The organism is Cerasicoccus maritimus (genome assembly GCA_031296935.1).
Lineage (GTDB): Bacteria > Verrucomicrobiota > Verrucomicrobiia > Opitutales > Cerasicoccaceae > Cerasicoccus > Cerasicoccus maritimus.
This window is the reverse complement of sequence record JAVDPD010000005.1, coordinates 168,975-182,652: the sequence shown is the minus strand read 5'-3', so window position 1 is coordinate 182,652 and position 13,678 is coordinate 168,975. Positions and strand designations below refer to the sequence as shown.

Below are 13,678 nucleotides of genomic sequence, written 5' to 3'. Positions count from 1 at the left end.
TCGCCGGAAAACCTCTTTGTTGGAGCGTTTTCCCGCCCCGAACTGCTACCCAATTAATCCATGAAACCCGTCGTCCTGCCAACCGACGCCGATGTCCGCCTTTTGTACGGGGTGGCTGGTCCGGCAGTGCCAGTGGTCAGCGTGGAAGCCTTGGCCAGCAAGCCCAAGGCCCCCACCGGCATCGCGATTCTCGTTGGCCAAGTCGGGCGCACGCTCGAAGCCTGGGCCGAGGACCTCGAGTTTTTCTATCGCCGCAAATTTCCCCAAGCCAAGCTGCGCGTGCTAGCATTGCCGCGTCTGGGCGACGTCGAGGAGGACGACGCCCGCGCCTTCGAGCTCCATTGCGACCGCCTCGCCGCGCTGGCGGCGCTCGTCGAAGCCAAGCCGGATGAGCTCGTCTGCCTCGCCGTTCACCCCGCGGCGTTGATGCAGCCCCTCCCCCCTCCGAAGAAGTTGAGCACCGTGTCCGTGCGCCTGAAAGTCGGCGAGCAGCTTGATTTCCAAGGCCTCGTGGATCAGCTCAACGGCGAGCTTGGCTACGACTCCGAGGCCATTTGCGAAACCCCCGGCCAGTTCGCCGTCCGTGGCGGCTTGATCGACATCTACCCGCTCAACGCCACCGCCCCCCTGCGCATTGATTTCTTTGGCGACGAGATCGAGTCGATCCATGAGTTTGACCCGACAAGCCAACGCTCGACGGATAAAGTCAAAGAAGCCTTCCTTTCCCCCGCGATCGAGGTGGATACTACCCAGTCCGCCACACTGATCGACTACCTGCCCAAGCGCGTCACCTGGCTCATTCGCGAGCCGGCGGAGCTCGCCGAAAGTGAGCCCGAGTTTTTTCAATATCCGGAAAACATCCCCCCCCCTTCGCGCAACCTCAAGCACCTGATGGACGCCCGCGCGGGCAAGCCGGACAAGTGGATCGTCCTGAGCGAAATTGAGATCTCGCCGCCCCTCCTCGGACCAAAACCAAAGAAAGAGGAAATCCTCAGCGAATCGCTGGAGCACTACGCGACCTTTGCCGAGACCACCCAGATGGGTGCCATTCGACACGAGTCCGAGCAGCGTTCGCGGCGTGATTTCTTGCGGCAGATCCTCGCTTGGCAAGAGGCTGGCCACCGCACAATTTTCATCCTCAAAACCAGTGCCGAAGAACGCCGTCTCCGCGAAATGCTGGAGGAAGATCCCTCCGGCCGCAAGCTGGAGGCCGAGTGCACCATCGGCACGCTGAGCGAGGGTTTCCGCCTGACCTCCCCCCAACGGCGCGAGGTATTTGTGACCGAGGCCGAGCTCTTTGGCCGCAAGCGCATCCGTGTGGGGCGCCGCCAGCGCAAGATGCCGCACCGGCAGGCCGTCGATCAGGCGCTCGACTTCTCCGAGCTCGCCGACGGCGACTACCTTGTCCACCTGCAGAACGGCGTGTGCTTGTTCCGCGGTTTGCAAAAGCTGAAGGTTGGCGGGCGCGAGGAAGAAGTCATCTCGCTGGAGTTCGACGAGGGCGTCACCGTCCACCTGCGCCTGCACGAGAGTCATTTGCTCAGCCGCTACGTCGGCCTGACCAAAATGACGCCCAAGCTCGGCAAACTCGGCAGCAACCAGTGGTCGAAAGCCCGCGCCGCCGCCGAACGCGCCACACTGGACTTCGCCGGCGAGCTGCTCCGCCTTCAGGCCGAGCGCGAAACCAACCCCGGCCACGCCTGCTCCCCCGACCACCCCTGGCTGCGCGATTTCGAAGACTCGTTTATCCACGAGGAAACCGTCGACCAAAAGCAGGCTATCGAGGACGCCAAGCGCGACCTTGAGCGCGCGCTGCCGATGGACCGACTCGTCTGCGGTGACGTCGGTTTCGGCAAGACCGAGGTGGCCATCCGCACCGCCTTCAAGATGGCGCTCGAGGGCAAGCAAGTCGCGATGCTCATTCCGACGACGGTGCTTTGCCAGCAGCATTTCCAGACCTTCCGCGACCGCTTTGCAAACTACCCCGTGACCATCGAAATGCTGTCACGTTTTCGCACGCCGCAGCAAAAGCGCGAGATTCTCAAGCAGCTCAAGGAAGGCAAGATCGACATGATCATCGGCACCCACGCCCTGCTCGGTAAGGACGTGAAATACAAGGACCTCGGCCTGCTGATTATCGACGAAGAGCACCGGTTTGGTGTGCGGCAAAAGGAGTCGCTCAAGCAGCTCAAGCGCAGCGTCGATGTGCTGACAATGAGCGCCACACCGATCCCCCGCACCCTGTATTTTGCGCTGGTGGGCGCCCGTGATTTGAGCGTGATCGAGACCGCCCCCCGTGACCGTCGGCCGATCGAAACCCTTGTCAAAAGCTACGACCCGCAGCTCGTCAGAACCGCCATCGAGCGCGAGATCGAACGCGGCGGGCAGGTTTTCTATCTGCACAATCAGGTGCAGACCATCGAGACCGTCGCCAACCATCTGCGCAAGATGTTGCCCAAGCTGAGCATTGGCGTCGGCCACGGGCAGATGTCCGAACGTGGCTTGGAAAAAGTGATGACCGAGTTTGTTGGCGGGCGCTACGATGTGCTCGTCTGCACGACGATTATTGAAAACGGCCTCGATATCCCGAACTGCAATACGATCATTATCGAAGGTGCCGACCGCTTCGGCTTGAGCCAACTTTACCAGCTACGTGGGCGCGTCGGCCGCTTCAACCGGCAGGCGTATTGCTACCTGCTGCTCCACCGCCACAGCCGCCTGCTCGATCTCGCCCGCAAACGCCTGGGTGCGATCCGGCAGTTTAACCAGCTCGGTGCCGGATTCCGCATCGCCATGCGCGACCTGGAGCTCCGCGGCGCGGGCAATTTGATCGGCCTCAAGCAGCACGGCCACATCGCCAACGTCGGCTTCGACCTCTACTGCCAGCTCTTGCGCCAGAGCATTGCCCGCCTCAAGGGCGACGACCATGCCGCCGTCATCCGCGCCAATGTGAAACTGGATTTCGTCTTGGTTGGCCGTTATCTCGGCGAAACCGGCGAAACGGAGGTCAAAATCGGCTACGACGCGTTGAAAAAAGTCGACCGCGACAAGGATGCGGTGCCCAAAGTCGAGGCCTTCCTGCCCGAAAACTACCTGCACGAAGCCCGCCTGAGGATCGATTTTTACCGCCGCCTCGCCCTCGCCTCCAGCCAGAAAGCCGTTCGCGAGATTGGCGACGAGCTGAAAGATCGCTTTGGCAAACCGCCAGAAGAGGTCGCAACCTTGCTTTTATTGACGGAAATTCGCGTTTGCGCTGAACGTTGCGGCATTTCCTCGGTCGAAAGCGATGGAAACAAACTAAAATGCAAACGCGCCAACAGCGGCGGCCCAGACTTTCTAATGGTCGGCAAGCGTTTTCCCCGCTTGACCGCCAAGGGCGCCACAACCAGAATGCGCGAAATTTTGACATTCCTGAAACGACAGGAACCAAAACAGATATGACGAAATACCTGCTCATCACCCTTTCATTAATCTTGGCGCTGAACGCCCAGGCCCAACTCAAGGAGGACTGGGACATCCAATACACCAACGGCATTGCCGCCCAGGTGAATGATGAGATTATCACGCTGGAAGCCCTGCGCAAGGAGGTCGCCCCGCTAGTGCCGGAAGTCCGCCGCAGCTCACGCACTCGCATGGAGTTCGACCGCAACATCCAGCAGATCACCAGTGAAATTCTGCAGAACATGATCGACCAGATCCTGATCATCGCGGAGTTCAACGAAAAGGGCTACCTGATCCCCCAATCCTACCTCGACAACGAGTACGACGACCACATTACCAAGGAATTTAACGGCAACCGATCGGAGTTTCTCGAATATCTCCGCCTACAGGGCAAAACGGACCTCCAGTTCCGCGAAGAGCTGCGCGACCGCATCATCGTTGGCTACATGCGCAGCCAGATGCTGAAGTCCCAAACCGAAGTCAGCCCCCAGAAGATTCAGGAGTATTATGAGAAGAACAAGAGCCAGTTCTTTGAAGACGAAGGCGTCAAGCTGCGCATGATCACGCTCATGCCGATCACCGGCGAAAGCGAAGACTTGATGCAGCAGCAGGCCGCGACCATCATGGAGCAACTGGCGCAAGGTGCTGATTTTGCTGAGCTGGCCACCAAATACAGCCAAGATATGAACGCCGCTAATGGCGGTGACTGGGGCTGGCGCGAATACACCGACCTCCGCGACGAGCTGGGTAATGCTGCGCGCCAACTATCAACCGGTCAGTATAGCCAACCTATTGACCTTGATGGCGTGATCTACATCGTCAAGGTTGACGAAAAGCGTGAATCCGGCGTCAAGCAGCTGGCAGCGGTCCGCCAGGAGATTGAGCAAGCGATTACCAACCGCCTCGCCCGCCAAGCGCAAGAACGCTGGCTCGAGCGCCTCCGCAAAAAGGCCTACATCAAGTTCTTCCTCCGCGAGGCCGGCCCAAGCCCGAAAAATGACGATGGCCCCGTCCAAATGAACATCGGCAAGCAGGAAGCAGAGCCTTCGTCCATCGCGCCGATGCCCTGGGAAGCTGCGCCTAGCAACGACCCAGTGCCAGTACAAGAGACTGAACACGCTCGCGAGCAGATGCCAGCGCGCGGCCCGAGACAGTAAGGCTTTCTTTTTAACGAAACAAAAAAGCCGTCCCGATGTGGGACGGCTTTTGTTTTAAATGATTATGGCGAGTTAGCCGACTGCGGCTTCTTGCTCGAAGAACAAGGCGTCGTCGCGAACCACAACCTTGATCGGCTCGCCGCGCTTGACCTCCTCCCGGAGGATCGCTTCGGCCAGCGGGTCTTCCAAGTGACGCTCGACTGCGCGACGCAGCGGACGCGCGCCGTATTTCTCGTCCCAGCCCCGCTCGATCAGGAAGTCCTTCGCTTCGTCGGTGATCACGAACGAGATGTCGTGGTCCTTCAGACGAACGCTGACCTTCTTGAGCTCGAGGTCGACGATCTTGGTCATGTTTTCCTTGGTCAGCTGGCGGAAGATCACGATCTCCGTCAGGCGGTTCAGGAACTCCGGCTTAAAGGCCTTCTTCGTTTCGTCGAGAATCTTGTCCTTGATGCGCTCGAAGTCGCGGGCGTCGTCCAGTCCGATATCGAAGCCCATCGACGTGTTCTTCTGGAGCACATCGGCGCCAACGTTCGACGTCATGATGAGGATCGTATTGCGGAAGTCCACCGTGCGGCCAAGGCTGTCGGTCAAGCGACCATCTTCCAAGACCTGGAGGAGAATTTGAGCGACATCCGGGTGCGCCTTTTCGATTTCGTCAAAGAGGATCACGCAGTAAGGCTTGCGGCGGACTTGCTCGGTCAGCTGACCACCTTCTTCGTATCCGACGTAACCGGGAGGCGAACCAATCAGGCGGCTGAGCGCGAACTTCTCCATGTATTCAGACATGTCGATTTGAATCAGCGCTTCCTGGTCGCCAAACATCTTTTCGGCAAGCATCTTGGCCAAGTGTGTCTTACCCACACCTGTCGGCCCGAGGAACATGAACGAACCAATCGGACGACGTGGATCCTTGAGGTCGGCGCGTGAGCGGCGGAGCGCCTTCGCAATGACCTTGGTGGCTTCGTCCTGGCCGATAATGTATTCCTGCAGTTCCCCTTCGAGCCCAAGCAGCTTTTGGGTTTCGGTCTGCTCCATGCGGGAGAGCGGGATGCCCGTCCAGTCGGAAACGACCGCGCACATTTGCTCTTCGTCGACCATGATGACCTGCTCTTCACGGCTGGTCTTCCAGTCTTCGATCATCTGCTCGCGCTTGGCGCGCAGTTGCTTTTCCTGGTCGCGGAACTTCGCGGCCTGTTCGAAATGCTGCTTACTGATCGCGTCTTCCTTCTGGGCGCAGACTTCGTCAATCTTGCCTGCGAGGTCTTCGATTTCCGGCGGGCGATTGAGCGAGTCAATGCGGGCGCGGGAACCGGCTTCGTCGAGGACGTCGATTGCCTTGTCCGGCAGGAAGCGGGACGTGATGTAGCGATCGGAAAGCTTCACGGCATATTCGAGCGCGGCGTCGGTGAAGGTCACCTTGTGGTGGTCTTCATACTTGCCGCGGATGCCCTTGAGGATCTGGAGAGTGTCTTCCATGTTCGGCGCTTCCACCTTCACGGATTGGAAACGACGATCCAGCGCGCTATCCTTCTCGATATACTTGCGGTATTCCGCCAGCGTGGTCGCGCCGATGCACTGCAGCTCGCCGCGGCTCAGGGCCGGCTTGAAAATGTTGGAAGCGTCCATCGCCCCCTCAGCGGCACCAGCGCCCACGATCGTGTGGAGCTCGTCGATGAAGATGATGATGTTCTTCGCGCGGCGAATTTCGTCCATGACCGCCTTGATGCGCTCTTCGAACTGGCCACGGTATTTCGTGCCCGCAACCATCAGTGCGAGGTCGAGGGTGATCACCCGCTTGTCGGCCAGAATTTCCGGCACAACGCCCGAGGCGATCTCCATGGCCAAGCCTTCGACGATCGCAGTCTTACCGACACCGGCTTCCCCGATCAACACCGGGTTATTCTTGGTGCGGCGGCAAAGGATCTGGATGACGCGGCGAATTTCCTTTTTACGGCCGATAACCGGGTCCATCTCGCCATTCTTGGCCAGCTCGGTCAGGTCGCGACCAAAGGCCTTGAGCGCCGGCGTCTTGACTTCCTTCTTGTCGTCGCTCGAACCACCGCTTGCGCCTGCGGGCTGCGGTCCACCGAGCGGCGCATCTTCGGATTCGCCAGAAAAATTAGGATCGAGTTCGGACAGGATTTCGTTGCGGCAACGCTCGATATCCACATCCAGGCTCTTCAAAACGCGGGCGGCTACGCCCTCGCCTTCCCGCAGCAGCCCCAGCAGGATGTGCTCAGTGCCGATGTAGGAATGATTCAGGGATTTGGCCTCTTTGCCGGCTAGGGCGAGGACCTTTTTCACACGCGGCGTGTAGGGAATGCTGCCCGTGGGCTTGCTTTCCGGACCGGTGCCAACTTGCTTCTCAACGGCCGCACGCACGGTGTCGAGGTCGAGCCCCATTTTCTGTAGGACGTTGACTGCTACCCCTTGGCCAAGGTTGATCAGACCGAGCAGTAAATGCTCCGTTCCGACGTAATTATGGTGAAACCGGTCTGCCTCCTTGCGTGCGAGGGCTAGGACCTGTTGGGCTCGTGGGGTGAAATTATTCATTGGCTCCATTCAGTTATCAGTTCCTTGGTGTTTGTTAATTACTTAAAATCATGAAAATGCCAGCTTGTCAAAATTGAGAGGCGGCATTCGGACAGTTTCTTCCCGCAACATCCGAGCACGGGCAATATCCCGCCCCTCGCTGTCGATGTTCTCCCGCGCCGCAAATTGAATGTGCCCCGGTTGACATTCGAGGAACAACCGGTCCACTTGCGCCCGCTGCTCACTCGGCAATAGACCGAGGTCGACCGCCAGACGTATGAGCGAGAGAAAATTCATAGCTTCACTTGAGCTTAAAACGTGCCCATGCTGCAGAATTCCGAAGGCACGGCCAATTTTATCCGCCAATTTGAGCGGTTCATTTTCCACGAGGCGCAGGCGCGCGTTGATTTCCTGCTCCTTAATCGTCTCGATGACGCTGCCCAAACGGCGAATGATGTCGGCCTCGCTTTCGCCCAGCGTTTGCTGATTGGAAATCTGAAAAAGACTGCCCGAAGCGTCCGATCCCTCACCAAACAAGCCACGCACGACCATGCCCAGTTGGTTGACCGCACGGACGACTTTTTCCATCTGGCTGGCCAGGACCAGGCCCGGGAGGTGCATCATCACCGAAGCCCGCAATCCCGTTCCCACATTGGTTGGGCAGGCGGTCAGGTAGCCAATTTCTTCGGAAAAGGCGTAGTCGAGTTGGCCCTCCAGGCTGGTGTCAATTGCGTCGATCGCTTCCCAAATATCATTGAAATGATACCCAGACCGGAGCACCTGAATGCGCAGGTGATCTTCTTCATTGATCATGATCGCGACTGCCTGATCCGGGCTGACAACCACGCCGGAACCCACGCCGTGAGCGGACAGCTCGCGGCTGATCAAGTGACGCTCGACCAAGACCTGCTTTTCGAGATCAGAAAGATTTTCAATTTCGAGCACTGCGCCACGCTGCATGGCGTCGAGTGAGGCAATTGCCTGCTCACATGCGGTCAACACGTCCCGCCGCTGCGCCGTTTTGGCCCACCCGGGAAATGGGTGCCCCTGCAGGTTGCGCGCCAGTCGCACGCGGGTGCTGATGACGACTTCCTGCGGCGGTTCGGCCGCATGGGTCAGTTCGCTTTTGCCATCAATGAGCGGTTGTATCTGCATATTTGCGTAAAAAGTTCTGGGCATCGGGGTGGCTGCGCTTCACAGAAGCACATGCGGAAAAAAAGAACAAGTTGGTGAGAGAAAACTCTCTGCTAACCATGAGAGAAATTAGTCGATTCCGGGCTGCTTTGCAAGGCTTTCAGCTCGTCACGCAATTTCGCCGCTTCCTCGTAATTCTCGCTTTCCACCGCAGACTGAAGCGCCTCTTCGGTCTCGCGGACTTTGCGTTGAAAGAGGATGCGTGACACCAAACCATGAGGAAATTTCCCGTTGTGATGCGTGCCACGGTGCATTTTAGCCAGCATCGGCTCGATGAAGTCCTCTAACGACGTGTAACAATCCGGGCAGCCAAGACGACCTAGTTTCTTAAAGTTCTTCGGGCTGAAACCGCAGCTCGGACACTCCGAAACGGCGCTTTGATTACCCGAGAAAGATTCCTCATCACCGGAAGACAGCAAATCCGCCAGCGAGAATCCAGCTGGGTCTGTCACGCCTTTCTGGTGCGGGCAATCTTCACAAAAATCCAGCTTCTTAATCTCGTTGTTGACTATTTGGGTCAGGTGGATGGTGGCCGGCTTTTGGCAGTGACTACAATCTGGGGGCTTTGCCATGTGAAATTCCTCTAAATTCAATTGACGATAGTGTAACTTATCGGCGCCTTTAGGAAAGGCCTTAGCATAACATGCACCAACTCACTGCCGCTCGTCAATAAGCGCCAGCACAAAGTCGATCGTCACCGCCGCCTTGCCGTCAATTTTCACCGATCCGCGCATGAAATTAAAGCCACGGGTCTCTTCCTTGAAAATCGCTTCAATTTCCACCGTGTCACCCGGTTTGACCATGCGCTTAAAGCGGGCGTCCTGGATGCGGGAGAGCACCGGTGTCTTGCCGGTCAGATCCACGCCATTGGCTTCAAGGCGCTTGGCCAGGTAGATGGCACCTGTTTGGAGTACGGATTCACACAAGATCACACCGGGGGTGATCGGGTTCCCCGGGTAATGGCCTTCGTAGAAGTTTTCTTCGGCGCGCCAGGTGCGGCGGCAAATTCCCCGATCTTCGGAGAGCTCAACAATTTCGTCGACAAAGAGAAATGGCGGACGGTGCGGTATGGTACGGAGAATTTCTTCCATGACCGCCATTTATTCGCCCCTCGCCCCGATATTGCAACGGCAATTAGCGTTAATTATCTCTCTCCAACACAAGAAAACGCCCCACTCGTTTGAGCGGGGCGCTGGAGTATAGAAAATCTTAGAGGGCGTCTAAAAAGTCTGATCGAGTCGGCGAGATGTATTCGAGAGGCAAAATTTCGGCTTCTGAATCGAGGCGAAACCAGTTTCGTCGAGATGAAGAAATGATATTTTCACCTCGAAGACGCACTCCGGCGAAGACCACTTGAGTTTTTAGACGCCCTCTTAAAGGACTACTGCTTGCCGTCGGGATCGCCCAGATCGGGGATCGACTGCAGTGCGCCAGCTTCACCCCACTGAGCGAGCTTGCCATTCACGAAGTAAACCAGGTAGCTCGGCTTGTTCTTGTCGCCTGTGTAGCGCCAGCCGGTGACCTTCTTGCCTTCCTTGTTGAGCGAGTTGGCCACGACATCGTAGTCGTCGCCCATTTCCTCGGAGACCTGATCGGGACTCATCCCGAACTTCAGGGCCTTAACGCCGCCTGAGCTGCTCGCGCAGGCAGAGAGAAATAACGAAAGGAACAATAAGGTAATGATTCGCTTCATGCCGCTAAACGTAACCGCACAACATTCAGTGACAAGCAAGTATTTGCAGCGTGAGCCAGATTATACCCTACGATCTTCCGTAGAAGGACACTTTGATTTTACCTCCCACGAGCACAGAACAACAAGGCCGCCGACATCGCCAAACATAATGATTGACGCACATTTAATATTTATTACATTAAGACAATTTCCTCCCATTCTGCCCTCCCCCTAGTATCCCATGAGAAGTAGCCCAGCATTGCCCCAACGTCGCGGCTTCGCACTTGTCATCGCCCTGATTTTAATGGCGATGATGGTGCTGCTAATGACAAGCCTGACCACCCTGACCAGCGTAGAACTGTCCACCACCAGTCAGAATGTAAAAGAGGCCCAGACCCGTGAAGTCACGCGATTTGCGTTACTTGAAGCGATGGGCGAGGCCCAGCAATTTCTGGGACCCGATGCACGCATCAGCGCACGCCATGCAATTTACGACGCCGATCCATCGACACCGGAGCTGGAGTCCCTGAGCAACCAATGGCTGACCGCCATCTGGGACGCATCTCATCCGGACCGCCTCCCTCGCACCCTGATCAGCGGCAATGACCAGACTGCGTTCAACCCGGCTACGGATACCGCCTACCCCAGCGAATACCTAAATCCACTCAGCAGCGCCCTCGCCTCCCCGGATAGTGACGACTCTATCGCCATGATTTACGAAGACACACAAAATCCTGCCAACGATGTCTATGCGCCCAAAGAATCGATTATCAATGCAGACGGCGTGTTAACGGGCCGCTTCGCATGGGCCATTATCGATGAAGGCGTAAAAGCCAATTTAAGCGTCCACACTTCCGCCGATGCGCCGAGCGAGCTTCCCCCGCTCGCCAACCAAGCCCTCGTGTCTCCTGTAACGACCGGCATCGAGCTACTTCCCGGCCTATCTGCTTTAACCATGGACACCGAAGACCGCGCCTCGGTTGAACGTGCCTTCGACATGGCCGTGCTCGAAACCTTGTCACCCGCAGACAGTTCCCTCGCAGCCGACAACTTTCACCACGCTACTTTTAAGAGCGCAGGCGTCCTCTCCAAAACAACTCAAGATGCCGACACCGGCCTTTGGGGCGGCCTAAAATTTGACCTGACCAATGCACTCAGCGCCGATGGCTTGGATGCCACGCTGAGCGGCGAAAGCATTTTTCCGGCCGCGACCAGCCGAGTCGGTGACGACGGCGGACCGTTGTGGGAGCAACTGCATGCCTGGGTCAACCTCGCCCCCTCCAACGGCCTGGCCAACGCCGACGCCACCTACACGCCGATTCCCTATGCAGGCGACACACCGGGCATCACACCCGTGCTGACGCTCGTCCAGCTCCACGTCAACGTGCTGGTGCTGGAAGAACCCACCGCCAACCAATATGCGATCTGGTATTTCCTGCAACCCGCCTTCGTACTCTGGAACCCCTACGACGCCGAGATCGACGCCAGCTCATTCATTGTCGACTCCCAGCTTTCCAACAGCGGCGCACAGGAGCTCAAGTGGCTGCACCGCGTGGAGTGGAGCCCGCATTCCGGCTCCAGCGAACCGCCGATAAACTTTCCGACGAGCGGTGTTACCAAAGACGGCCAGACCTATCAATATATCGGCCTCGATACCCCCGCCTACGGACGCATGGCGTTCAAGCTGAACCTCAATTCCAACCTGCAACCGGGCGAAGCAATCGTCTTCACGCCCCTCACGCCGGACCAGATCATCACCGACGCCACGGCACCCCTCGACCTCTATCCGGGCTATCGCGGCGGCTTCTCCTTCGCATTCAAAGTCCCCAACTCGACCATGACGGTTGATCCCGCGCAGCACGAGTTAACCGCCATCCAAACCATTTCTGAACAACGCGTTTCGGGCGTCGTTCGACTCGCGCGCAATGCAAGCGAGCTTGGCAGTCAACCGCTGCAACACATCGAGCGCCTCAACGCCTCGGGCTTCAATTCCAGCAGCCGCTGGAACCGGCTTTACGCGACTGGCACTCAATTATTGACCTACGGATCGCTCGGCTCGACAACCGGACCACTGATCGAAGACATCCCCGCCAACTTTTCTTACCGCGCCGGCCAGAAGTTCGCGCAAAGTCGGCTTGAAGAACACGAGGCCACCAGCACTTCCGACGCCGAGTATTTCCGCATTCAATGGCTGGAGGACTACAACCCCACCGCACCCTACTCTGGACGTTCGCCGCTGGAGTATGAAGTGGGCTCCAGCAGCAATGGCGGCACGGGTGATAATCCATCCTGGATCGCCGACTTCTTTTACACGACTGAGCTCGCTGCAGCACCCGACGATGCGGAGATACCCAGCAGCGGGGACAACGCCTTTGTAGGCTTCACGGACGACGCCTCCGGCAGCCTCAGCGCTCCGCTCTTTCACCTGCCTCGATCCAGCCGCGAATTTCACTCAATTGGCGACCTGCGGCACGCGCGCCTTGGGTTGGCTCGCAACTACACTCAGGCCCAACAATACTGGAAGTGGAGCAACACGACGTCTGCATATGCCATCGGCAGCAGCAGCGCGAGCCCTTACCTCGAACCCGACACCGTTTACCGCGACCAGTGGCCGGACTTCAGCAGCCCGGATTCCGGGCCACCCGTTTACTATGACCTGCCTTGGAACCTGAACAACGCTCTCTGGGACGACTACTTTTTCTCGACCGTCACGGAGAGCGATGTCCGCGCCGATGGCTACTTGGCCGAGAACCAACGAATATACGCCAAAACGGACCACACCGACGCGAACCTGGACTTCGCCGCCAACGCCGCAGGCGAGCTTTACGTGCATGGCGCCTTCAACGTCAATTCAACCTCGGTTGAGGCATGGAAAGCCCTGCTCGCCGCGAACTTTGGCGCGGAGGTCGCCATTGCCGATGGCTCCAGTGAAACCTACTCCGATCAAGCCCCCTATCTCCGCCATCCCTATCCGCAGAGCAGCGAAGTCGATGGGGAATCGACCAGCCTCCCCGAAGACACCGAAGCCTACAACGGCTACCGCACGCTCAACACCAACGAAATTGATGCGCTCGCCGAGGCCATTGTTAAACAGGTCAAAACCAGGGGGCCATTCACCTCGCTGGCAGAGTTCGTTAACCGCGCCCCGAACCCCACCAGCCACCTTGGCCGCACCATTGCATCGCCGGAAACCTGGCAAGCCAAGGGCGCGCTCCAAGCCGCCATTGATGAGTCCGGCATCAACGACTATTTCTATGATCTCAATGACGCCAGCGACGGCGACGACGACACCTACGCCTACAGCGTCGAAGCCCCCGAAGACCTGTACGAAGACTACATCACGAGCACCCGGTATTTCCGTGAATTCAATCGCGACGCCATGCAGGGCGCTTTTGCGGCCAACGCGGCTGGCTACCTGACTCAGGGCGATTTGCTGGCATCACTTGGCAGCCAGTTGACCGTGCGCTCCGACACCTTCCGCATCCGCGTTTGGGCCGAGTCGTTCAGCCCACTGGGCGAGAGCAATGGCGAGGCTTGGGCCGAAGCAGTGATTCAACGCACCCCCAACAAACTCGACCCAACCGAAGACATCACCACTGGCGACCCCACCGATGGGCAGGGCCGTCGCTTCATCATCACCAGCTTCCGCTGGCTAGACTCTCCCCAGATTCCCTAACGA

General features: G+C 58.0%; 8 protein-coding genes. 3 read left to right on the top strand and 5 right to left on the bottom strand.

The window, feature by feature from the left end:
* The first annotated feature begins 60 nt into the window (after positions 1–60).
* Positions 61–3,441 (top strand): transcription-repair coupling factor, encoded by a 3,381-nt coding sequence (mfd, locus tag RBB62_RS05100; RefSeq protein WP_309397653.1) that lies wholly within the window; start codon positions 61–63, stop codon positions 3,439–3,441.
* On the top strand, positions 3,438–4,598 hold the full coding sequence (locus RBB62_RS05095) for a peptidylprolyl isomerase (RefSeq protein ID WP_309397652.1): 1,161 nt from the start codon (positions 3,438–3,440) through the stop codon (positions 4,596–4,598). Before mfd ends, RBB62_RS05095 begins: the two co-directional genes overlap by 4 nt.
* A 72-nt stretch (positions 4,599–4,670) precedes the next feature.
* On the opposite strand, the gene RBB62_RS05090 is transcribed toward RBB62_RS05095, so the two are convergent.
* The 5 genes from RBB62_RS05090 to RBB62_RS05070 all read right to left on the bottom strand — a co-directional run bounded on the left by RBB62_RS05090 (position 4,671) and on the right by RBB62_RS05070 (position 10,020).
* Positions 4,671–7,163: an ATP-dependent Clp protease ATP-binding subunit gene (locus RBB62_RS05090; protein WP_343219068.1), complete on the bottom strand. Its 2,493-nt coding sequence runs from the start codon at positions 7,161–7,163 to the stop codon at positions 4,671–4,673.
* A 39-nt stretch (positions 7,164–7,202) separates the two neighbouring features.
* On the bottom strand, positions 7,203–8,288 hold the full coding sequence (locus tag RBB62_RS05085) for a protein arginine kinase (protein ID WP_309397650.1): 1,086 nt from the start codon (positions 8,286–8,288) through the stop codon (positions 7,203–7,205).
* Positions 8,289–8,380: 92 nt separating this feature from the next.
* On the bottom strand, positions 8,381–8,899 hold the full coding sequence (locus RBB62_RS05080) for a UvrB/UvrC motif-containing protein (RefSeq protein WP_309397649.1): 519 nt from the start codon (positions 8,897–8,899) through the stop codon (positions 8,381–8,383).
* Between the two features lie 81 nt (positions 8,900–8,980).
* On the bottom strand, positions 8,981–9,418 hold the full coding sequence (locus RBB62_RS05075; protein WP_309397648.1) for a 3-hydroxyacyl-ACP dehydratase FabZ family protein: 438 nt from the start codon (positions 9,416–9,418) through the stop codon (positions 8,981–8,983).
* 290 nt (positions 9,419–9,708) lie between these two features.
* Complete coding sequence (locus RBB62_RS05070) at positions 9,709–10,020, bottom strand: hypothetical protein (protein WP_309397647.1); 312 nt, start codon at positions 10,018–10,020, stop codon at positions 9,709–9,711.
* 220 nt (positions 10,021–10,240) lie between these two features.
* Here RBB62_RS05070 and RBB62_RS05065 point away from each other — a divergent pair, with 220 nt between their 5' ends.
* The gene (locus RBB62_RS05065; RefSeq protein ID WP_309397646.1) at positions 10,241–13,675 is read left to right on the top strand and encodes a hypothetical protein; all 3,435 of its coding nucleotides are present in this window, start codon (positions 10,241–10,243) and stop codon (positions 13,673–13,675) included.
* Positions 13,676–13,678 lie beyond the last annotated feature (3 nt).